At 70.1% G+C, this 21,680-nt stretch carries 18 protein-coding genes; 14 read left to right on the top strand and 4 right to left on the bottom strand.

Annotation, left to right across the window (positions count from 1 at the left end; all coding sequences use genetic code 11):
• The first annotated feature begins 55 nt into the window (after positions 1–55).
• Entirely contained in the window at positions 56–5,821 is a 5,766-nt protein-coding gene (locus DWV08_RS11740; RefSeq protein ID WP_162801560.1) for an SdrD B-like domain-containing protein, read from the top strand.
• Between the two features lie 128 nt (positions 5,822–5,949).
• On the opposite strand, the gene DWV08_RS16900 is transcribed toward DWV08_RS11740, so the two are convergent.
• From DWV08_RS16900 to DWV08_RS11730, 3 genes are read right to left on the bottom strand one after another with little or no spacing between them, the layout of a single operon-like run.
• Entirely contained in the window at positions 5,950–6,114 is a 165-nt protein-coding gene (locus DWV08_RS16900; protein WP_164740364.1) for a hypothetical protein, read from the bottom strand.
• 49 nt (positions 6,115–6,163) lie between these two features.
• Positions 6,164–6,754, bottom strand: coding sequence for a rhodanese-like domain-containing protein (locus DWV08_RS11735; RefSeq protein WP_115413962.1), 591 nt, complete (start codon positions 6,752–6,754; stop codon positions 6,164–6,166).
• A complete protein-coding gene (locus DWV08_RS11730) occupies positions 6,751–8,193 on the bottom strand; it encodes an MBL fold metallo-hydrolase (protein WP_115413961.1) in 1,443 nt (480 codons plus the stop codon). Before DWV08_RS11730 ends, DWV08_RS11735 begins: the two co-directional genes overlap by 4 nt.
• A gap of 246 nt (positions 8,194–8,439) precedes the next feature.
• Here DWV08_RS11730 and DWV08_RS11725 point away from each other — a divergent pair, with 246 nt between their 5' ends.
• Positions 8,440–8,697, top strand: a complete 258-nt coding sequence (locus DWV08_RS11725; RefSeq protein WP_115413960.1) for a metal-sensitive transcriptional regulator — start codon at positions 8,440–8,442, stop codon at positions 8,695–8,697.
• A 72-nt stretch (positions 8,698–8,769) separates the two neighbouring features.
• Here the strand turns inward: DWV08_RS11725 and DWV08_RS11720 are convergent, their stop codons facing one another.
• A complete protein-coding gene (locus tag DWV08_RS11720; RefSeq protein WP_115413959.1) occupies positions 8,770–9,489 on the bottom strand; it encodes a GAP family protein in 720 nt (239 codons plus the stop codon).
• Positions 9,490–9,752: 263 nt separating this feature from the next.
• Between DWV08_RS11720 and DWV08_RS11715 the strand changes: the two genes are divergently transcribed.
• The 12 genes from DWV08_RS11715 to DWV08_RS11660 all read left to right on the top strand — a co-directional run bounded on the left by DWV08_RS11715 (position 9,753) and on the right by DWV08_RS11660 (position 21,647).
• A complete protein-coding gene (locus tag DWV08_RS11715; protein ID WP_115413958.1) occupies positions 9,753–11,303 on the top strand; it encodes an alkaline phosphatase D family protein in 1,551 nt (516 codons plus the stop codon).
• Positions 11,304–11,321: 18 nt separating this feature from the next.
• Positions 11,322–12,167, top strand: coding sequence for a polysaccharide lyase family protein (locus DWV08_RS11710; protein ID WP_115413957.1), 846 nt, complete (start codon positions 11,322–11,324; stop codon positions 12,165–12,167).
• A 31-nt stretch (positions 12,168–12,198) separates the two neighbouring features.
• Complete coding sequence (locus DWV08_RS11705) at positions 12,199–12,477, top strand: NAD(+)--rifampin ADP-ribosyltransferase (protein WP_115413956.1); 279 nt, start codon at positions 12,199–12,201, stop codon at positions 12,475–12,477.
• A 284-nt stretch (positions 12,478–12,761) separates the two neighbouring features.
• The gene (locus DWV08_RS11700) at positions 12,762–13,058 is read left to right on the top strand and encodes a hypothetical protein (RefSeq protein ID WP_162801559.1); all 297 of its coding nucleotides are present in this window, start codon (positions 12,762–12,764) and stop codon (positions 13,056–13,058) included.
• A gap of 405 nt (positions 13,059–13,463) precedes the next feature.
• A complete protein-coding gene (locus DWV08_RS11695; RefSeq protein WP_115413955.1) occupies positions 13,464–14,249 on the top strand; it encodes an ABC transporter permease in 786 nt (261 codons plus the stop codon).
• A gap of 5 nt (positions 14,250–14,254) precedes the next feature.
• Positions 14,255–15,343, top strand: a complete 1,089-nt coding sequence (locus tag DWV08_RS11690) for a taurine ABC transporter substrate-binding protein (RefSeq protein WP_115413954.1) — start codon at positions 14,255–14,257, stop codon at positions 15,341–15,343.
• Positions 15,340–16,131: an ABC transporter ATP-binding protein gene (locus DWV08_RS11685; RefSeq protein WP_241237226.1), complete on the top strand. Its 792-nt coding sequence runs from the start codon at positions 15,340–15,342 to the stop codon at positions 16,129–16,131. The genes DWV08_RS11690 and DWV08_RS11685 overlap by 4 nt, the downstream gene beginning before the upstream one ends.
• 187 nt (positions 16,132–16,318) lie before the next feature.
• The gene (locus DWV08_RS11680; RefSeq protein ID WP_162801558.1) at positions 16,319–18,121 is read left to right on the top strand and encodes a glycosyltransferase; all 1,803 of its coding nucleotides are present in this window, start codon (positions 16,319–16,321) and stop codon (positions 18,119–18,121) included.
• 19 nt (positions 18,122–18,140) lie between these two features.
• Positions 18,141–19,007, top strand: coding sequence for an ABC transporter permease (locus tag DWV08_RS11675; RefSeq protein ID WP_162801557.1), 867 nt, complete (start codon positions 18,141–18,143; stop codon positions 19,005–19,007).
• Positions 18,988–20,019 (top strand): ABC transporter ATP-binding protein, encoded by a 1,032-nt coding sequence (locus tag DWV08_RS11670; protein WP_115413952.1) that lies wholly within the window; start codon positions 18,988–18,990, stop codon positions 20,017–20,019. Before DWV08_RS11675 ends, DWV08_RS11670 begins: the two co-directional genes overlap by 20 nt.
• Positions 20,020–20,050: 31 nt before the next feature.
• Positions 20,051–21,214, top strand: coding sequence for a non-hydrolyzing UDP-N-acetylglucosamine 2-epimerase (wecB, locus tag DWV08_RS11665; RefSeq protein ID WP_115413951.1), 1,164 nt, complete (start codon positions 20,051–20,053; stop codon positions 21,212–21,214).
• Between the two features lie 28 nt (positions 21,215–21,242).
• Entirely contained in the window at positions 21,243–21,647 is a 405-nt protein-coding gene (locus tag DWV08_RS11660) for a hypothetical protein (RefSeq protein WP_127097473.1), read from the top strand.
• Positions 21,648–21,680: the final 33 nt, after the last annotated feature.

The raw sequence follows: 21,680 nt of genomic DNA, 5'->3' as shown, positions 1-21,680 counted from the left end.
AGTCCGCGGTCGCCGTCCCGACCTGCTGCTCGCTGCACTCACCGATGGGAGAACCATGACATCCCCACGTCCTGGAGGAGGGCCCGCCCCCGGCGGCCTCGCCACCGCGAGGGACCGCCTGTCCCTGCGCCGCGGTCTCGCCGCCGTCCTCACGATGACCCTGGCCCTGGGCACGATGCTCGGCCTCGGCGCGGTGGCACATGCCCTCCCCGCCGGGATCTCCGTCACCGTGACCGCCAGCGGCGAGGAGTACCAGGGCGTCGAGGTCGCCGACGTGGGCGACGTCTACACCCTCCGCCTCCAGTACAGCGAGGCGGTCGAGCCCGGCTCGACCGTCGAGCTCGAGCTGAGCGAGAACCTCACGCTGCCGTCCGTCCCCGCCGGCAACGAGGCCATCACCTCCCTCGAGAGGGACGCGGACAACCCCCACCTGGTGCGCCTGACCTTCGCCGATCCGTGGCCGGCCGGCGTGAACCAGGGCGTGATCGGCTTCGACCTCACGGTCGACGAGGTCGAGCACAGCGCGCTGCAGGAGATCTCCTGGAGCATCGACGGCGAGACCAGCAGCCGGCAGATCATCGTGCGCACCCCCGGTGACGAGTTCGAGAACGTCACCCCGTGGACCGGCAAGGGCCATGCCGCCGGCGGGCTGAACGGGTACGTGAGCGTCGATGCCGAGAGCGGCCAGGTGGTGCTGGACGACGGCATCATCGGGGTGCCCGTCGACTACTGGCTGCAGGTGGACGTGGACGCCCCGCACAGCGGCTACACGATCACCGATCAGCTGCCCGAGGGGTTCTCCTACGTGGAGGACTCCTTCACCGCCGAGCGCACCACCTGGGACGAGTCCGGCCTGAACCGGACCACCGAGACGGGCCTGGCGGTGACCCCGAGCATCGAGGACCGCTCCTTCACCACCACGATGGACCTGCCCGGCCCGTCGAAGACGGTGCTGCGCTACGCGGCGACCATCGCCGACGAGACCGCGCGCGCCACGGTCGAGGCGCTCCTCCAGGAGGCCTACGAGACCGCGGTCGCGCAGGAGCGCGAGAGCTTCTCCATCGGCCTGGTGAACACGGCGGCCTTCGGCCCGGACGGGGACGAGTCCTCCTCCACCGTGTGGCTCTCCGGCCAGATCAGCGGGATGACCGGGCCGGACCACGGCGCGACGCTCGCCAAGCAGGCCGACTGGACCGACACCCAGATCGCCACCGCCGAGGACGGCACCCTGACCCCGGCGCAGCCGATCACCTACAGCCTGGACATCTCTTTGTCCGAGTTCGACGGCAGCAACAGCAAGCGCACCCTCACCCAGGACGTGGTGCTGCGCGACCGGCTCCCCGCCCAGATCTCCTGGCTGGCGGAGGAGGCGGACTTCCTCACCGCGGAGGGGCTCACCCTGCAGCGGCTCGAGGAGCTGCCCGGGGACGGCGAGGACCTGAGCTGGCAGGAGCGCGCCGATCTGCTGGCGCAGCAGGAGCCGGGCACGTACTTCGTCTCCGGCAAGGAGCTGTACCTCAACGTGGGCCAGGACCCCGAGCTGTCCACGAGCGTGCAGGCGAAGGCTCAGATCGAGACCGTCGAGGGTCTGTGGGCGAACCAGAACAACCCCGCGGAGACCTCGTACTGGCTGAGCAACCGCGCCGAGGCCTACACCGGAGGGACCACCATCACCGCGGATCGCGGGGTGACCCTGCGCGAGCCGAACGACAGCGAGGGCGGCTTCGAGGACCCGAACGCCTTCGACAAGACCACCGGGGCGGCCCCGGTGGAGGTGGATCGCGGTGAGCCCGCGGAGATCACCTACACCTTCACCGTGGGCGCGGACCGCGGGATCGACATGCGCACCAGCAGCATCGTCGACCACCTCGACCCGACCGTCTACGAGGTCACCGAGGAGGATCTGGCGGGGATCCGCGAGAACCTGGTGGGGCAGTACGCCTGGTGGGTGCCGATGGACGGCGAGCACTTCGAGCTCGCGCTGGACGACGAGGGCGATCTGGTGATCACCCTGTCCGAGGCCGGTATCGCCCTGGTGGACCAGTACGGCGCGGACAACCGGCTCACCCTGGACATCACGCTGACCACGGTGCCGTTGGTGGGCAAGCAGACCATCGACGTCGAGAACCGCGCCACCCTGTTCGGCGCGGACCAGGAGGCCCTGTACTGGGCCGAGACCACCCGCGACGCCACCTCCTTCGGTGACGAGGCGGAGGTGCGCAAGACGGTGCGCGACACCCCGAACGGGCAGTGGACCAACAACCTGCGCGCCGAGATTGGCGAGGACGGCGAACTGGTCCAGGACCTGTACGTCTACAACATCGCCCTGATCCCGCACGGCGACTACACCGGCGTGCCGATCATCCCCGTGCTGGACGTGCTGCCGGCCGGCGTGGAGTTCCGCGGCTTCGTCGCCGACGACGCGGTGGACGCGCCGGAGAACCCCTCCACCGAGGTGCAGGCGCTGCGCGGCAACGTGCAGGCGGTCTACCAGGAGCCGACCGACGAGGCGCCCCAGGGCACCGTGGTGCTCGAGCAGCAGCCCGGCACCGTGCTCGACGCCTCCCAGGGCGCGCCTTCCGTGAACGTGCTGGTCGAGATCGTCGACTTCGAGGTGGACGTCGCGATCGCGAACGTTATCGGCTCGACCTCCGCCGTCATCACCCCGACCGACGGCTTCCCGCTGGCGATCAACAAGGTCGACGCGACGGACCCCGAGGCCGTGATCGACGATCCCGACTCGGTGTTCCAGGTGCTCGATGCCGCCGGTGACGTGGTGATCGACGGGGCCTTCGTGCAGGACGGCGCGCTGCGCGTGCTCGACGAGAGCGGCGAGGTGAAGAACCTCAAGGTGAGCGAGGCCGGCACCTACACCGTGCGCGAGGTCACCGCCCCGCAAGGTTACGAGTGGACCGCGAGCACCGTCTCGGTCACCGTGGCGGAGGACGGCACCTCCCAGGCCGTCACCTTCTACAACACCCCCGGCGAGACCACGCCTCCCGCGCCGGGTCGTGTCTCCGTGGGCGACTACGTGTGGGTCGACGAGGACAACGACGGCCGTCAGGACGAGGGTGAGCCGGGGATCGCCGGTGTGGTGCTCGAGCTGACCGGTCCGGATGGCGAGCCCGTCACGGATGTGAACGGTGAGCCGGTCGGGCCGACCACCACGGACGAGAACGGTGCCTACACCTTCGAGAATCTTCCGGTTCTGGAGGAGGGGCAGTCCTACACGGTGACGATCGATCGTGAGGCCTCGGCGGAGCCGCTGGCGCCGTACGTGCCGACGCTGGAGGGTGAGGGTGATCGCGAGGGCGATTCCTCGACCTGGTCCGCTTCCTCGGAGGGTCTGACGGAGGATGGCGATCGTGATCCGACGCTGGACTTCGGGTTCGTCACCAAGACCTATGCCGTGGGTGACTACGTGTGGGTCGATGCGGACAACGACGGTGTACAGGGCGATGCCGAGGTGCTGCCCGGTGTGATGGTGACGCTGTTCGATGGTGAGGGCAACGAGCTCGACTCGACCACCACCGACGAGAACGGCCGCTACCTGTTCGATGAGCTGCCGGCGGGTGACTACCAGGTGGGCTTCACCCTCACCGAGGAGCAGGCCGCGCTGTACGAGTTCACCGCGCAGGATGCGGGCGAGGACGACGCGGTCGATTCGGATGCGGATCCGTCCACCGGTCTGACCGCCGTGTTCACCCTGGACGGTGACAACGCGAACCTGACCACGGAGTACACCGACCAGGAGTTCTCCGCCACGCAGGGCATCGATCCGACGTGGGATGCCGGTGTGGTGCTCCTTCCGGAGCCCGAGCCGGGTCGTGTCTCCGTGGGCGACTACGTGTGGGTCGACGAGGACAACGACGGCCGTCAGGACGAGGGTGAGCCGGGGATCGCCGGTGTGGTGCTCGAGCTGACCGGTCCGGATGGCGAGCCCGTCACGGATGTGAACGGTGAGCCGGTCGGGCCGACCACCACGGACGAGAACGGTGCCTACACCTTCGAGAATCTTCCGGTTCTGGAGGAGGGGCAGTCCTACACGGTGACGATCGATCGTGAGGCCTCGGCGGAGCCGCTGGCGCCGTACGTGCCGACGCTGGAGGGTGAGGGTGATCGCGAGGGCGATTCCTCGACCTGGTCCGCTTCCTCGGAGGGTCTGACGGAGGATGGCGATCGTGATCCGACGCTGGACTTCGGGTTCGTCACCAAGACCTATGCCGTGGGTGACTACGTGTGGGTCGATGCGGACAACGACGGTGTACAGGGCGATGCCGAGGTGCTGCCCGGTGTGATGGTGACGCTGTTCGATGGTGAGGGCAACGAGCTCGACTCGACCACCACCGACGAGAACGGCCGCTACCTGTTCGATGAGCTGCCGGCGGGTGACTACCAGGTGGGCTTCACCCTCACCGAGGAGCAGGCCGCGCTGTACGAGTTCACCGCGCAGGATGCGGGCGAGGACGACGCGGTCGATTCGGATGCGGATCCGTCCACCGGTCTGACCGCCGTGTTCACCCTGGACGGTGACAACGCGAACCTGACCACGGAGTACACCGACCAGGAGTTCTCCGCCACGCAGGGCATCGATCCGACGTGGGATGCCGGTGTGGTGCTCCTTCCGGAGCCCGAGCCGGGTCGTGTCTCCGTGGGCGACTACGTGTGGGTCGACGAGGACAACGACGGCCGTCAGGACGAGGGTGAGCCGGGGATCGCCGGTGTGGTGCTCGAGCTGACCGGTCCGGATGGCGAGCCCGTCACGGATGTGAACGGTGAGCCGGTCGGGCCGACCACCACGGACGAGAACGGTGCCTACACCTTCGAGAATCTTCCGGTTCTGGAGGAGGGGCAGTCCTACACGGTGACGATCGATCGTGAGGCCTCGGCGGAGCCGCTGGCGCCGTACGTGCCGACGCTGGAGGGTGAGGGTGATCGCGAGGGCGATTCCTCGACCTGGTCCGCTTCCTCGGAGGGTCTGACGGAGGATGGCGATCGTGATCCGACGCTGGACTTCGGCTTCGTCCTCGACGAGCAGCCGACCGAGCCCGAGGAGTCGGGTCGTGTCTCCGTGGGCGACTACGTGTGGGTCGACGAGAACAACGACGGCCTCCAGACCGAGGGCGAGCCGGGGATCCCCGGCGTGGTGCTCGGGCTGACCGGTCCCGACGGCGAGCCCGTCATCGATGTCCACGGATCCCCCGTGGGACCGGTGACCACCGATGAGAACGGCTTCTACACCTTCGAGGACCTCCCGGTGCTGGAGGAGGGGCAGTCCTACACGGTGACGATCGATCGTGAGCCCTCGGCGGAGCAGCTGTCTCCGTACGTGCCGACGATCGAGACGGAGGGTGATCGTGAGAACGATTCCTCGACCTGGTCCGCCTCCTCGGAGGGTCTGACAGAGGACGGCGATCGTGATCCGACGCTGGACTTCGGCTTCGTCCTCGACGAGCAGCCGACCGAGCCCGAGGAGCCGACCGAGCCCGAGGAGCCGACGGATCCGGTCGAGCCGACCGAGCCGACGGAGCCCACGGAGCCGACGGATCCGGTCGAGCCGACCGAGCCGACGGAGCCCACGGAGCCGACGGATCCGGTCGAGCCGACCGAGCCGACGGAACCGGTCGAGCCGACGAAGCCGGCCGAGCCGGGGGAGCCGACCCCGGCCCCTGAGTCCGGTGAGGAACCCGCCGGGACCGACAGCCCCGCCAGCCTCGCACGCACCGGTGTCGAGGTGGCTGGCCTGCTGGGAGTCGCACTGATGCTGGTCATCGCCGGCGCAGCTCTCCTCCGGCACCGTCACGCGGGCCAGAAGGACTGACCTGCCGCTCCACGACTGAGGCTCCGGATCCCGCGTACTGCGGGATCCGGAGCCTCAGTTCTTCGTCTGCGCCCGGCCTGATCGAGGCCGGCGGGCGGGAGAGCGCGGCGCCGAGGGACGGCGCGGGCTCAGCGCCCCAGCAGGCGGGCGAAGAAGCCCTTCTCCGGGGCTACCTCGGCGTGGCCGGGGCAGCGATCGGCGGGGCGGACGTCCTTCATGACCTGGTCGACGTGCTGGCCGCAACCGGCCCAGGTGGTCTTGCCGCAGGTGTTGCAGGTGGTGGCTCGGCACATGGCGTGCTCCTTGAGTGTGTGGTGAGAGGGGTGCAGGAAAGAGGTGGCCTCAGCGCGCCGCGACGGCGTCGGGCACGAGCGCGGTCTCCACGGTGGGCTCGGCGGAGACGCGGTTCCACGGCATCTTGGCGAGCAGCGCGGCCATGGCGCAGGTGTCGCTGAGCGCCGAGTAGGTGAGCCCGGCGCCGATCGCGCCGGCGAACAGTCCCAGCCGGGGGTGGATCAGCTGCCCGGCCACAGTGCCCGCGAGCACCAGGGTGCCGGCGGTCATCCGCACCTGGCGGTCCATCGCCCAGCGCCCGCCGCTGCGGTTCACGCCGCCCACGGCGTCCTGGTAGGCGGCGATGCCGCCGTCGAGCACGTCGATGCCCTCCAGGCCGGACTGCTGCAGCGCCTCGCAGGCCTTCCCGGCGCGGGCGCCGGAGCGGCACACCAGCACCACGTGCTCGCCCATGCGCCCGGCGAGGGTGTCGGTGTGGGCGGTGAGCAGGTCCAGCGGCACGTTGTACGAGCCGGGGATGTGCACCGTCTCGAACTCGCCCGGGGTGCGCACGTCGATCACCATCAGCTCGGGGTCCGCGCTGAGGCGGTGGGCGAGCTCGGCAGGGGTGACGGTGCGGGTGGTGGGGGTGGCGGTCATCGGGCGTCCTCTCCGGTGGTCTGCAGGTCGTGCTGGGCGGCGGCCCACTGGGACCAGTCGTTGTAGCTGCCCTCCAGCTCCACCACGTCGTAGCCGGCGCGGCGCAGCGCGGCCGCGGCCACGGAGTTGCGCAGCCCGGACTGGCAGAAGGTGATCAGGCGGCCGGCGTCCTTCGCGGGCAGGTCGCCGGGGTGGAACAGCACCTTGCCGGCGGAGAGCTGGTCGGCGTCGTCCACCGTTCCGGCGGCGTGCTCGTTGCGGGTGCGCACGTCCAGCAGGTGCGCGGTCGGCTCCTCCTCGCGCAGCGCGGCGAGGTCCGCCGGGGCGACGGTGGCAGGGGCGGTCAGGTCCAGCCCGTCCAGGGTGGGGGTGTAGCCGGTGAGCGCGTCCACGCCCACCCGCACGAAGTGGTCGCCGTAGGCGGCGGCGGTCGAGGCGTCGGGCGCGAGCACCACCAGCTGGGCGTCGTCGGCCTCGGGGTCGAAGGCCCAGCCGATGTGGGTGGCGGCCTTGCCGAGGGACGGGATGGACAGCGCACCGGGCACGGTGCCGGCGTGCACCTCCGCCACGGGCCGGGTGTCCACCAGGGCGAGGGAGCCGTCGGCGAGGGCGGCGGAGAGCTCCTGGGTGGAGACCTCGCGCGGGGCGGGACGCTCGCCCAGCAGGGCGGGGCCGTCGGTGTTCTGCCGCTTCATGCGGGCGAAGTAGGCGTGGGCGTCGGGCTGGCCGTCCAGCAGCTCGTCGATGAAGCCCTGCTCGTCGTCGTTCTCCAGGAACGGGCCCCACCAGGCGAACTTCCGCTCGTAGCCCACCGTGGTGGAGGGCAGCGCGCCCAGCGCCTTGCCGCAGGCGGAGCCGGCGCCGTGGCCGGGGAACACCTGCACGTGATCGGGGAGGGTGAGGAAGGCGCTCTTCAGGGAGGCGAACAGCTGCTTCGCGCCGGCGAAGCGGGTGTCCTGCATGCCCACGGCCTCGTCGAGGAGGTCCGGGCGGCCCAGGTCCCCGGAGAAGACGAAGTCGCCGGTGAGGAAGTAGCCGGGCTCGTCCGCGAAGGCGCCGTCGGTGACGAGGTAGCTGAGGTGCTCGGGGGTGTGGCCCGGGGTGTGGCGGGCGGTGACGGTGATGTTGCCCAGCTGGATCGACTGGCCGTCGTGCAGGCGCTCCGCCTCGAAGCCGTACTGCCAGTCCTCGCCGCCCTCGCCGGAGACGTACGCCGTGGCGCCGGTGGCGGCGGCGAGCTCGCGGGTGCCGGAGAGGAAGTCGGCGTGGATGTGGGTCTCGACCACGGCGGTGATCGTCATGCCGTGATGGGCGGCGAGGTCGAGGTAGACCTGGATGTCGCGCCGCGGGTCGACCACCAGCGCCGTCTTCTGCGCCTGACAGCCGAGGAAGTATCCGGCCTGGGACAGGTCCTCGTCGTAGATCCGTTCGAGAAGCATGGTTCCTCCTTGGGGAGCTGCGGTGCCGTGGTCATATCGTCACAGACCCGGGCTGAACCCGCGCGGGATCCGCATGGCGCCGAGGTGAACGGCGCGGCTCCGCACGGGGCCGCCGGGTGCGGGACGCCGGGGACCGGCGGCACTCGGGGTGTACGAGACCGAGCATCGCACATACCCCCGGGGGTACGCAACACACCCCCGGGGGTATACACTCGGGGTGTTGCCGACCATCCTCAGGAGGACTCCGTGGAACTCGATCCCGCCGACATGACCCCGGTGATCAACCGCCTCAAGCGCGCCCAGGGCCAGCTGAGCGCCGTGACCCGCATGCTCGAGGAGGGCCGGGACTGCAAGGACGTGGTCACCCAGCTCTCCGCCGTGTCCAAGGCGCTGGACCGCGCCGGCTTCGCGATCATCGCCAGCGGCATGGAGCAGTGCATGACCAGCCCGGAGAAGGATCTGGACCGCAAGGAGCTGGAAAAGCTGTTCCTCACGCTCGCGTGAGCGGCGGGGCGGCGGGCCCGGCGGCGGGGCCGATGTTCCGTCGGCGCGGCGGCGCCTGACGCCCGCGGCACCTCACCGCAGCAGGATCAGCTGGCGCAGCCAGGGCACGTGCCCGCTGGCAAGGGCGACGGCGCCGTCCCCGAGCACGGCGAGGCCGCCGAGGGCGAGGGCGACGGCGAGCGCCGTCTGCAGCCGCCGACGGTGCGGGCCGATCACCTCCATCACCCGGATCGCCAGCTGCTCGTGCTTCCCGAACGCGGCGGCGACCAGCACGGACACCAGCGGCAGCTGGTATATCACATTCCAGCCCACCAGCAGCGCGATCCGCAGCGGCAGGTGTTGCTCCTGGGCGGCCATGCCCACCGCGAGCGGGAACGCCGGATCGGCCAGCGCCGTGCCCGCGAAGGCGATCCCGGCCAGGGCGAGCGGCGCGGTCGCCAGGCGCTTCGGCGTGGCCCGCTCCTCGAGCCGGCCGTGGGGGCGCGGGGGCCGGGCCGCGGCGCGGAACTGGTGCACGCTGAAGCCCACCAGCGCCGCCCCCACCACGATCTCCACGACGCCCAGGGTGTTCTTCGACTCCAGCACCGGGCCCAGGTGCCGCCCCAGCCAGGCCAGCAGCGGATGTAGCAGCAGCGTCGCCGCCGTCACCACCAGCGCGTAGCCGCCGGCGAAGGCGAGCAGGTGCCGCAGCCTGCCACCGCGCAGCAGCATGCCGATCGCGAGCACGCCGCCCAGCACGTCCATGGTCACCACCGCGAGCCCGGTGAAGGCGAGGAGACCGGTGGACGTCATACCAGCAGGGTAGAAGGTGCAGGCGGGAGCGGTGAGGGGGCGAGCCGCCCGGCGGTGTGGGGGATGTCCCGATGGGCGGGGCGGGGGAGCGGCGCGCTGAGCAGAGGCCGACGGGGCGGGTCACGGGGTGCGGGTGGCGGGCGACATGGGCGATTGCGCATCGATCGTCGCCGCGCCGTGCGGCTGATGTGACCGCCGGTTCACGTGCGCGCCATCCTGGCCGGGCACGGTGGCACGCTCCTGCACCCCGATCCGGAGGTCCCATGCCGTCCCCAGACAGTCCCGCACTGGTCAGCCGTCGCCGACTCCTCCAGCTCAGCGGCGCCTCCGCCGCCGCGCTGGCCCTCGGGATCGATGCCCGCGCCGCGCAGGCGGCGCCGCTGCCGCACCAGGAGGGGCTGTTCTCCCTCGGCGTGGCCAGCGGGGCGCCGCGCCCGGACGGGGCGGTGCTGTGGACGCGCCTGGCCCCCGAACCGCTGGCCGAGGACGGCCACGGCGGCATGCCCTCCCGGCCCGTGATGGTGCACTGGGAGGTCGCGACCGACGAGGAGTTCACCGCCGTGGTGGCCCACGGCCGGGCGCTCGCCCAGCCGGAGCTCGCCCACGCGGTGCATCCGCGGGTGGAGGGGCTCGAGCCCGCCACCGAGCACTTCTACCGCTTCCGGTCCAGTCGGGCGCACAGTCCCGTCGGCCGATTCCGCACGCTCCCCGCCCCCGGCGCGGAGGCGGAGTCGTTCTCCGCGGCGCTGGTGTCCTGCCAGGCCTGGTACCACGGCCACTTCACCGCCCACCGGCATCTCGCCGCGGAGGAGGATCTGGACCTCGTGGTGTTCGCCGGGGACTACATCTACGAGTACGGCATCACCGAGGCGAACCTGCGCCGCGAGGGCGCCTCGGTGGGCGAGGTGCATCGCGTGGAGACGGAGACGCTCGAGCAGTACCGGTTGCGGTACGCGCTGTTCAAGGCGGATCCGCATCTGCAGGCCGTGCACGCCCGGGCGGCGGCGGTGGCGGTGTGGGACGACCACGAGGTGCAGAACAACTACGCCGCCCACGTCTCGAGCACGGGGATCGATGCGGAGGACTTCGTCCACCGCATCGCCGTCGCCTATCGCGCGTTCTACGAGAACATGCCGCTGGATCTCGCCGCCCTGCCCGAGGGTCCGGACAGCGACATCACCACGGGCTTCGACGTGGGCTCCCTGGCCCGCTTCTCGCTGCTGGACTCGCGCCAGTTCCGCGACCCGGCCCCGGCCGATGCCGCCGAGCAGCAGCGCGAGGACCGCACCATCCTGGGCGCCGCCCAGGAGGACTGGGTGGCGGAGCGGCTGCGCAGCTCCGAGGCGCAGTGGAATGTGCTGGCCAACGGCGTGGTGCTGGTGCCGATCACCGAGGACCGGGTGGACATGTGGGACGGCTATCCGGCCGCTCGCCGCCGCCTGCTCGCGGCGATGGACGAGGCCCGCAACCCGGTGATGCTCACCGGGGACATCCACCGGCACGTGGCCGCCGAGATCCCCGCCGACCCCGAGGATCCGGCGGCGGGGGCGCTGGGGGTGGAGCTGGTGTGCACCTCGATCGCCTCCGACGGGGACGGTGCGCGCACCGACGGCTACACCGAGGACTGGCTCCAGCACGACTACGTGAAGCTCTACGACGGCCGGCGCGGGTACGTGCACCTGCGCCTCACGCCGCAGGAGATGGTCTCCAGCTTCTACGTGGTGGACTGGATCGAGGCAGACGACACCGCCGAGAAGCAGCTCACCGCCCGTTTCACCACCCCCGCGGGCGAGCCCCGCCTGATCCCCGCCTGAGCGGGCACGGAGGAACCCATGAGCCCCCGCCCCCGAACCGTCACCGGCCTGCGCACCGAGCCCGGCCTCGCCACGATCACCCTCACCTGGGACTCCCTCGGCTTCGATCCGCTGATCGACCACTACCGCGTGTACGCGGTGCCGGGCCAGGAGGCGCCCTCGGCCCCCGAGGAGTCCTCGCTGCTGGCGAAGACGGTGTACCCCCGCCTGGTGCACCACGGCCTCGACCCGGCCGGGGAGACCTGGACGTACACCGTGGTGGCCGTCTCCGATGCGGGCCGGCGCGGCGCGGCGAGCCGGCCCGTCACCGCCGCCTCCCAGGCGTCGGTGACCGCCACGGGCACGCCCGTGGCCGTCATCGGCGCGTTCGACGGCCGCACCCTCGAGCACCGCTTCGCCCCGAGCTCCTACGCCCGCATCCCCGAGGAGCACCCGGAGGCGCTGATCGAGTACCGCGAGGGCGTGGACTCCCCGGAGACGGCCTGGCCGTACCTGCTGCCGGGGCCGGGTGACGCCTGGGCCGGCCGCGCCGCCTACCGCGCCCGCTGGACATTCCCCCTCGAGAGCGCCCCGACCGAGGATCATGACCTGGCCGTGTGGCTGGTGGACACCACGCGCCTGGGAGGGATCCTGCGGGTGCGCGCCAACGGAGAGCACGCCACGGATCTGACGCTGCCGCAGGGCGCCACCCGGGGCTCCCGCGAGGGGGATGCCACCGTGCCCGGCTCCACCCTGCGCCGCGCCTTCTTCGAGCCCGCGGTGCCGGCCGCGCTGCTGCAGGAGGGCGAGAACGTGATCGAGTTCGAGCTGGCCGAGGGCGGCTGGGCGGCCTGGGACGCGGTGGGGCTGTTCGCCCGGGCGTGAGCGGCGGCCGCGCTGGTGCGCAGGGCGCTGCATAACCGGATCACGCCGCCTCTGGGGCGCCCAGCTGGCCCGCGGGGAGGGTGAGCCCCGCGTGTGCGTGGTGGAGCCGACGGGGCCGCTCGAGGACGATCCGAACGTCACCGACCAGCGCTTCCCCGGCAACCCCACCCGCTCCTACCGCAGCCTCGACCCGGTGCGCGTGGTGCGCGAGCTCGAGGACTGGCCCCGCCACAGCGACCAGAGCGTGCGCGCGATGCGGGCCGGGCTCGAGGAGAAACGGCAGGCGGGGACGGGGGAGATCATCGACTGAGCGGCGGGGCCGGCCCCGCGGTCTACCTCCGCGCTCGGCACGATGATCACCACGGAGAGCGGCCGCCGATCCGGGTGGGGCGTGAACTACCCGGGTGGGTAGGTCGCGGCCTGCTCGGGTGGCCGACACGCGCGGAGTCCGGTCAGTGGTGGAGAAAAGCCGCCGCAGCACCCCCAGAGTGGGCACGATCCCTTGCGCTGTGCACGTCGCGGCCCCGGCGGACGGCGATGCGGCGGCGGCCGTGCGTGCGCCCGTCGCACTGCGGGAGGTGGAAGGAGAGGCTGATGAGTCGAGCACAGGGGGCGGAGCGCCGCGGTGCCGTATGGGGCGCCGAGGCGAGTGCCGGCGCGCCCCGCAGCGTCGGCCTCTTCGTGATACCGGAACCCGGGCCGTCGGTCGAGGCCGTAGAGCGCACTGATCCCGAGGGCGACGCCCTCACCCTCACGAGGGACGCGCAGGGCGTGTGGATCACCTGCACCACGGACGGGGACGAGATCACCGTGGGCCCGTTCCCCGAGGAGGCGCTCGCGCAGATGCTCGCGGAGCTCGGGACCGCCGCTGTCCCGCCGTCGCGGCGCTGAGGCGTCCGGCCGGCCTGCGGGCAGGGCATGCCCTGCGTGGACGCGGTGGAGACGGCGGGGCCGCTCGAGGACCGGCCACGCCGCAGTGACCAGAGCGTGCGCTCGATGTTGGCAGGGCTCGGGGAGAAGCGGCCGGCGGGGGAGATTCTCGTCTGAGGGCTGGTGAGGCCGAGTCGTCGACTTCGTGGGCGAAGTGTGCGCCCGTTCGCCACCCGGGGTAACGTCCTCCGAGCGAACCGGCGAGACGAGAGGGAGCTGACGCGGCTCATGGATGACGGCGCGAGATCGACCGATGCCACCAGCTCCCCTCCTCGATCCCCGGCGCCGACTACCGAGAGCGAGACGTCGGCGCGGGTGGCGAAGGCCGCACGCAGCGGCCGGTCGCGGCGAATCCGACGCAATCGGATGCTGCAAGGCGGCGTTCTGCTCGGGATCCTTGCAGTCTGGTGGCTGATCACCGCGATCGAGCTCATCGATCCGCTCTACCTGCCGAGCCCCCAGTCCGTGTTCGGAGCGTTCCTCGATGCGAACCGGTGCCTGGTGGTGGACGAGAGCACCGGGCGCACCGTATGCGGCGTGCAGAACTACTATCTGTGGGAGCACCTGATCGCCTCGCTGCAGCGCATCGGGGTGGGCGTGGCCCTCGCTGCCGTGCTCGGCGTCGCCCTCGGAGCGGTGATGAGCATGTGGGAGCTGGCGAACACGGCCTTCGCCCCCATCCTGAACTTCCTGCGCGCGCTGCCGCCGCTGGGCTACATCGGCCTGATCATCGTGTGGGTGGGGATCGGGGACACCTCGAAGTTCCTCCTGCTCTTCCTCGCCGCTTTCCCACCCATCGTGATCGCCACGATCGACGGCGTTCGCGGCGTGCGCGAGGACTACCTCTCCGCCGCACGGAGCATGGGCGCCAGCTCCTCGCAAATGGCACGGTTCGTGGTGCTCCCCGCCGCCACGGCCTCGATCTTCTCCGGTGTGCGGCTCGCCGTGGGCTTCGCCTGGACCACCGTCGTGGCCGCGGAGCTGAACAACGGCATCCCCGGCATCGGAGGGCTCGCATACATCTCCGGCACCCAGCTGAACACCGCACTCACCATCGCCTGCATCATCGTGATCGGTCTGGTCGCCCTCGCGCTCGACGGCGCGATCCGGTGGGTGGGCGACCGCCTGGTGCCCTGGCACGGAAAGGTCTGATCGCCGTGAACACCTCGACCTCGACGCGCCGCCCCGGCACAGCCCTGCGCATGGCCGCCGCCACGCTCGGCGTGGTGCTCGCGCTCAGCGGCTGCGTGCAGTCCGGCCGCACCAGTCACCCCGACAACTTCGCCGGCGAGACCACATGCCCGGTGGAGCCGGACCCTTCGATCACCACCTCGGCCCGGATCGCCTGGCAGGCGATCCCCAACGGCGACCTCGTGGTGAAGGATCTCCAGCTCCTGGAGGCGTGCATGCCGGAGGCGCAGATCTCCTGGCTCAAGATGAACTCCGGCGGCGACGTGATCCAGGCCTTCGGCTCCGATTCGCTGGACATCTCCCAGGTGGGCTCCAGCCCCGCCGTGAAGGCGGCGTCCCCGCCGCTGTCCAAGGAGATCAAGGTGATCTGGATCAGCGACGTGATCGGCGAGGCCGAGTCCCTCGTCGTCAAGGATCCCGCCATCGAGTCGCTGGACGACATGTCCGGGAAGACCATCGGCGTCCCCTTCGGCTCCACGGCGCACTACTCCCTCCTCACCGCGCTCGGGGAAGAGGGGCTGAGCGGCGACGTGCGCGTCATCAACCTCGCCCCGGACGCCATCCTCGCAGCCTGGCAGCGCGACGAGATCGACGCGGCCTGGATCTGGGAGCCCACGCTGAGCGAGTTGCTGGGCGAGGAGGGGCACACCATCCTCTCCAGCGAGGACAGCGCCGGCCTCGGCGCCCCCACCTTCGATCTCGTGGCCGGCACCGAGGACTTCATCAGCGGGAACCCGGACTTCATGCGCATGTGGACCCTCGTGCAGGCCGAGGGCACCAGGATCCTGAACGAGGAGCCCGAGCTCGCCGCGACCTCCATCTCCGTGCAGCTCGGCGTGGAGAAGGAGGACGCGCAGGACCTGCTCGACGGCTACCTCTACCCCACCCTTGAGGAGCAGGCCGGTGAGGAGTACTTCGGCGGCGACGGGCTCGCGGACGCGCTGACCAGCACCGCGGAGTTCCTCGAGTCCCAGGACGGGATCGACGCGCTGGCCGACGGGGACGTGTACGAGCAGATGCCGTACGGCGACGCGATCGAGGAGGTCGCGAAGTGACCGAGACCGCCCCCGACACCTCCGCCGTGGTGCACCTCGACGGCGTCTCGCAGCGCTTCGTCACCGACACCGGCGACGTGGTCCATGCCCTGGCCGAGACCGATCTCAGCATCCCCCAGGGACAGTTCGTGTGCGTGGTCGGCCCGTCGGGATGCGGCAAGACGACCCTGCTGAAGATCATCGCCGGCTTCCTCCGCCCCACCGGCGGCAGCGCCCACTACCGGGGCGGCGAGATCACGAGCCCGGGCGCCGAACGCGGCGTGGTGTTCCAGCAGCCGAACCTGTTCCCCTGGTTCTCCGTGCGCGAGAACGTGGCGCTCGGCATGCGGATGCGCAAGGTGGGGAAGAAGGAACGCTCGACGAAGGCCCAGGAGTACCTCGATCTGGTGGGCCTCGGCGACTTCGGCGACGCGAAGCCGTACGAGCTCTCCGGTGGCATGCAGCAGCGTGCGCAGATCGCGCGCGTGCTCGCCAACGAGACCGACGTGATCCTCATGGACGAGCCGTTCGGCGCGCTGGACGCGATCACCCGCGCCCGCCTGCAGGCAGATCTGCTCACCATCCAGCGCGCCCAGCAACGGACCGTCTTCTTCATCACCCACGACGTGGACGAGGCCGTGTTCCTCGGAGACCGGGTGCTGGTCATGAGCGCACGGCCCGGGCGCGTGGTGCTGGATCAGGAGGTGACACTCTCGGCGCAGGCGGGCAAGCAGCTCGGCGAGGAGATGCGGAAGCTGCCGGAATTCATCGCGCTGCGGGAACAGGTGGCGGGGGCGATCGAGCACTGAACGCCACCCGATCGGCCCCTATCTGCGGTGAACGTGCGGCACCTCGATGCGGGGCCGACATGCCGCTCGTGGAGTGGTCAAACTCTCGGCTCGGCGTCGCGCCACCCCAGTGACGCAGTGAACGATGGGTATGCTCCGTGGGGCCCGTGAGTGCAGAGAGTCGACCCTGGAACGGAGGATCGTGCCCTTGACACGACACCTCCGCCGGAACATGCGCCTGCTGTCGCATGCTGTGGGGCAGCACCTGTTGGACGACCCTGCCCTCCTCGCGATCCAGGTCAGCCGAAGGCTGCCGATGGGGGCTCGCCGCTTCATCGGCCGGGCCATTCGCACTGCCGCCGCGCGTTTCCCGCGAGGCGACGGGGTAGCAGCGCTGGGAGCCTTCATGGCAGGGCACGAGTCCACGGCGCTCGGCCACGTCGTGGCCGCCCGCAAGGAAACGTCGCGGACCGCGGCCGAGGTCGCCGTCCTGCTGGATCGTCCTGATCTGCTCGACGCAAGCACCCCGGCCGGCACGCGCGCTCGCGCGCTGTGGGCGCGGGGCGACCTGTCCGGTGCCGTGGAAGCGCTCGAGTCAGAGGGTCGTGGAAGCACGGCACAGGCGAGGCGCCTCCGCAGCGAGCTGGAACTCCTCGAGGACGGCCACCGCCTGCGTCCTCCTGCGTCGGGCGCGGCGCACAGTGCGCCGTCACCGGAGCGCGAACGGCTGCGTGTGCTCCATCTGATCACGAACTCCCTTCCGCACACCCAGTCCGGTTACGCACTGCGCACCCACAACGTCCTCACCGCCCTCGACGCCTGCGGCATCGAGTCCGTGGCGCTCACGCGCACCGGGTACCCCGTCATGGTGGGGAAGCCGCTGTGCGACGACGAGGACGTGATCGACGAGATCCGGTACCGCCGAACCCTTCCGAGCCCCCTCGGTGCCACGGCAGAAGACCGATTGGCCCAGCAGGTCGATGAGGCGCTGCGGATCGTCGCCGAATTCCGCCCACACGTCCTCCACGCGACGACCGACTACCGCAATGCGCTCGTCGCACAGGCCGTCAGCGCCGCCACCGGGATCCCGTGGATTCTCGAGGTCCGCGGCCTGATGGAGAAGACCTGGATCGCGTCGCACCGCAGTGAGGCCTCTCGCGCCGTCGCGGCCCGTTCGGAGAAGGTACGCCGAACCATCGATGCGGAAGCGTCGCTGGCCCGAGAGGCTGATGCAGTGGTGACTCTCAGTCGCACGATGGCGGAGGTGCTCGTGGAGCGCGGCGTCTCCCGGGACCGCATCACTCTGGTTCCCAACGGGGTCGATACACGCTTGCTGACCGAGCAGCGGACGCCTCAGGAGGCGCGCGCACGATTGCATCCGTCACTCCCGGCCGACGCACTGGCCGTGGGCGCCGTCAGCGCTCTCGTGGACTACGAGGGGTTCGACGTGCTGCTCCGCGCGGTGGCCGCTCTGCTCGCCGACGGTGACGTCGCGACCGAGGTGCGCGACCGCCTGGTGGTCGTGCTCGTGGGCGACGGGGTCTCGGCACCGGGCCTGCGCGCCCTGGCCGAGGAGCTGGGGATCGAGGACCGTCTGCACATGCCAGGTCGGGTCCCGGCCTCGCGGGGCCGCACCTGGGTGCAGGCCCTGGACGTGGTCATCGTGCCTCGCAAGGATCTGGAGGTCTCGCGCACGGTCACGCCGCAGAAGCCGGTCGAGGCGCTCGCGCTCGGTCGGCCGGTCGTGGTGAGCGATCTGCCGGCGCTCAGGGAGTCCGTCCAGGATGCCCACGGCCACCTCGCCGGAGTGCTCGCCGCACCGGACGACCACGAGTCGCTCGCCGCCGCGATCCTCGCCGTGCTCGAGGACGAGAGTCGTCGCCGGGCACTTTCCCTCGAGGGCCGGACGGTCGCGGCAGAGCGCACCTGGCCCGCGCTGATGCGGCGGTACGAGAGCGCGTACAGGGCAGTGATACGCGGAGACAATGAGGAGACGACCAGTGACGAGTGAGGTGAGGAGCACCTCCGAGGTGAAGCGTGCGCTCGAGGCGAAGGGGCTCGACCCGAGCGCGCTCACCAGGATCGGGGTGCGCCCGGAGCTGACGGAGTACATCCGCCAGCTGTGGGATCGTCGGTTCTTCATCTGGTACGACGCACGGCACCGCGCCTCGACGCAGCACAGCCGCATGCGTCTGGGAAACGTGTGGCTCCTCCTGCGCCCGCTCGTCGACGCCAGCGTCTACTTCGTGATCTTTGGCCTGATCCTCCAGGCCGGGCGTGGTATAGAGAACTTCCCCGCGTTCCTCGTGATCGGTATCCTTCTGTACCGTTCGACCGCGACGTCGATCAGTTCTGGCGCAACCCTCCTCCACGCGAACCGGTCGATGATCAAGGCGTTCACGTTTCCCCGCGCCTCGATACCGATCGCGGCAGTGGTCCAGTCGACGATGACCGCAGTGTTCACGCTCGCGATGATGTGCCTCGTGATCATCGTGCTCCCACCGCACGCTCCCCCGCAGTTCACCTGGCCGTTACTCGTACCTATCTTCATGATCCAGACGGTGCTTAACCTGGGGATCATGCTTTTCACTGCGCGCATCGGGTTTCACATCCCTGACATGGCGAATCTGTTGGGGCTCGTGAGTCGGTTCCTCATGTACGGATCCGGTGTCATGTTCCCCATCACTCGATTCGTCGATGACTCCACCGCCGTCGCGATCCTCGAGCTCAACCCGCTGTATCAGATCATCGACATGATGCGGAGCGTGCTGCTGGACGGCCAGGTGCCGGATCTGCGATCGTGGACGATTGCGATCAGCTGGGCCGTCGGGACCGTGGTTTTCGGGTTCCTCTTCTTCTGGAGAGCGGAGGAGAGCTATGGCCGAGAGCTCGCCTGACATCGACGCCGTCGAGACGGAAGATCAAGAGCCGCAAAGCACCCTGTGGGTTCCGCCTGCGACATCGCCGCTCACGGTCGTGGCGCATCGCGTGAGGATGCGATACAAGGCGCCCCGCACCGATCGCTCTCCGCGCAAGGGCCTGTGGGGGAGGATCTCTCCGCGCAAGTCGATGGTCTCGGTCTCCGCGGTGCGTGGTATCGACCTCACCGTGCGTGAAGGAGAGTTCGTAGGGATCATCGGTCGCAATGGCTCCGGGAAATCGACGCTCCTGCGCATGCTGGCTGGAGTGGAGCCGCCCACGTCCGGGTCGATTTTCACCAGTTCCCGGCCGCAGCTGCTGGGAGTGAGCGCTGCGCTGATGAGCGACCTCACCGGCGCCGAGAATATCAAGCTCGGATTCCTAGCGCTCGGCATGACGCCGGCTCAGGCGGAGGAACTGCTCCCTGGGGCAGCCGAACTATCCGCTCTCGGCGACGCCGTGGACCTGCCGATGCGCACGTACTCGTCCGGGATGGCGTCCCGGCTCAAGTTCGCGATCTCCGTGATGGCGCAACCGAAGATCCTGATGGTCGACGAGGCGCTCTCCACCGGTGATGCCACATTCTCGAAGCGCTCGAAGGCAAAGATGGATGAACTCCTAGAGAACGCTGGCACAGTCTTCATGGTCAACCACGCCCCCCGTGCGATCGAGACCGTGTGCTCAAGGGTGATCTGGATGGAGAAGGGGCGGGTCGTGATGGACGGCGACACCACGCAGGTGTGTTCGACTTATCGCTCCTTCACCTATCGAATGGCGCGAGACAGGGAGGTGGAGGCGATGGAGATCCTCCGCGAGGCGGTACTCGCAGGGGAGCCGCAGCGCGCCTCTGCCGCGCTGACTCTTCCCCAGGATGAGGAGCCCACCCCCTCGGACCGCACGCCCGAGCTCGAGCCCGATCCGTTCGCCTCGATCTTCACCCGACGGATGGAAGCGCAACGCTTCCCCGGCACCAGACGACTTGACGACTGACCTCACATACGCTTCCGACGAGAGGACCCCTATGGGACTGCGCATCATGACCATCTACGGCACCCGACCTGAGGCGATTAAGGTCGCCCCTATCATCAAGGCGATCGAGAGCGCCGACGACCTTGAGAGCGTCACGGTCGTTACGGGCCAGCACCGCGAGATGCTCGACCAGGTGAACACGATGTTCGGGATCACCCCTGACCATGATCTGAACATCATGAGCAACGGCCAGTCCCTGAACGGGATCGTCGCCAAGGTGATCTCGGGCGTCGACGAGGTGCTCCGCGCCGAGGAGCCCGATGCCGTGATCGTCCAGGGTGACACCTCCACCGTCATGGGGGCGGCGGTCTCGGCCTTCAACCGGCAGGTCCCCGTCCTCCACCTGGAAGCGGGGTTGAGGTCCGGCGACATCAACTCCCCTTTCCCGGAGGAGGCGAACCGTAAGCTGACCAGCCAGATCGCAGCACTCCATCTCGCGCCCACCTCGACGTCGAAGGCGAACCTCACCCGGGAGGCCGTCAGCGAGACTGACATCGTCGTCACGGGGAACTCGGTGATCGACACCCTGATGTATGCCACCGAGAATCTCGAGGTGCACTTCGAGGACGAGAGGCTGGAGGCGCTGCAGGCGGGGAAGACCGCAGGGACCGCCGGACGGGTGCTGCTGGTGACGGCGCACCGTCGCGAGAACCTCGGATCGGCTATGGAGGACATCGGCGCCGGCGTCGCCGAGATCGCGCGGAAGTACCCGGACCTCACGGTGGTGTTCCCGATCCACAGGAACCCCGAGGTCCGCGCCGCGATCCGACCTGCCGTCGAAGGTCTCGAGAACGTGGTGCTCACCGAGCCGCTCCCGTACGCCGCCTTCACCCGCATCCTCAGTCTCGCCGACATCGTCCTCACGGACTCCGGCGGGGTGCAGGAGGAGGCGCCGAGCCTCGGCAAGCCGGTGCTCGTCATGCGAGAGAATACCGAACGTCCGGAAGCCGTGGTCGCCGGCACGGTGAAGCTGATCGGCACCCATTCGCAGAGGCTGATCGACGAGGTCTCGCTGCTGCTGGACTCCGAGGAGGCGTACGCGGGGATGGCGAATGCGGTAAACCCCTACGGGGACGGCGCCGCGGCGGGGCGGACCGTGGGTGCGATCCGCTGGAAGTTCATGGGCGGTTCCCGCCCGGCGGACTTCGGAGCCTGAGAACCACGGATCCAGAGAGGCTTCTGACATGTCACGGAATCGTGTGTACTCCCTTGCGGCTGGCGTGCTCGCTACGGCCGCCTTTGTCGTGTCCCTGATCGCGGCGGTCGAGGGCGAGCTGACCGGTGCCGCGACCCTCCTCCTGTTGGCCGCAGGGGCAGCGGCCGCTCTGCGAGTCCGGTCGCGGATCCGCGCGGAGAGCCGCCACCGGTGGGCGCTGCAGGCCAGGGTCCGTGCTCTGGAGACCGCCGGTCGCGAGCGCGAGGAGCAGACTCGGCAGGAGCTGCAGGACCTCGAGGATCTGCTGGCCGAGCTCGAGCACGAGGGGCGATCCGGCGTGCAGGAGGCCGGCCGGGATGCGACCTATCCGCAGCTGGCGCTCCTGCACGACCGCGTCCTGGCGCTGGAATCCGCCCGGCGCTTCCAGCGCTGACGACCACCCACCGCGACGAGAACCGAAAGAGCA

Source organism: Brachybacterium saurashtrense (assembly GCF_003355475.1).
In the GTDB taxonomy this organism is placed as follows: Bacteria; Actinomycetota; Actinomycetes; order Actinomycetales; family Dermabacteraceae; genus Brachybacterium; species Brachybacterium saurashtrense.
The sequence above is the reverse complement of the archived record's forward strand: the minus strand, read 5'-3'. Positions and strand labels throughout refer to the sequence as shown.

Bases quoted from the DNA above. Each gene is read 5' to 3' on its own strand.
- DWV08_RS11710 (WP_115413957.1), top strand. From the start codon at position 11,322: ATGAGCCCCCGCCCCCGAACCGTCACCGGCCTGCGCACCGAGCCCGGC.
- DWV08_RS11695 (WP_115413955.1), top strand. From the start codon at position 13,464: ATGCTGCAAGGCGGCGTTCTGCTCGGGATCCTTGCAGTCTGGTGGCTG.
- DWV08_RS11720 (WP_115413959.1), bottom strand. From the start codon at position 9,489: ATGACGTCCACCGGTCTCCTCGCCTTCACCGGGCTCGCGGTGGTGACC.
- DWV08_RS11740 (WP_162801560.1), top strand. From the start codon at position 56: ATGACATCCCCACGTCCTGGAGGAGGGCCCGCCCCCGGCGGCCTCGCC.
- DWV08_RS11660 (WP_127097473.1), top strand. From the start codon at position 21,243: ATGTCACGGAATCGTGTGTACTCCCTTGCGGCTGGCGTGCTCGCTACG.
- wecB (WP_115413951.1), top strand. From the start codon at position 20,051: ATGGGACTGCGCATCATGACCATCTACGGCACCCGACCTGAGGCGATT.
- DWV08_RS11715 (WP_115413958.1), top strand. From the start codon at position 9,753: ATGCCGTCCCCAGACAGTCCCGCACTGGTCAGCCGTCGCCGACTCCTC.
- DWV08_RS11700 (WP_162801559.1), top strand. From the start codon at position 12,762: ATGAGTCGAGCACAGGGGGCGGAGCGCCGCGGTGCCGTATGGGGCGCC.
- DWV08_RS11730 (WP_115413961.1), bottom strand. From the start codon at position 8,193: ATGCTTCTCGAACGGATCTACGACGAGGACCTGTCCCAGGCCGGATAC.
- DWV08_RS11735 (WP_115413962.1), bottom strand. From the start codon at position 6,754: ATGACCGCCACCCCCACCACCCGCACCGTCACCCCTGCCGAGCTCGCC.
- DWV08_RS16900 (WP_164740364.1), bottom strand. From the start codon at position 6,114: ATGTGCCGAGCCACCACCTGCAACACCTGCGGCAAGACCACCTGGGCC.
- DWV08_RS11670 (WP_115413952.1), top strand. From the start codon at position 18,988: ATGGCCGAGAGCTCGCCTGACATCGACGCCGTCGAGACGGAAGATCAA.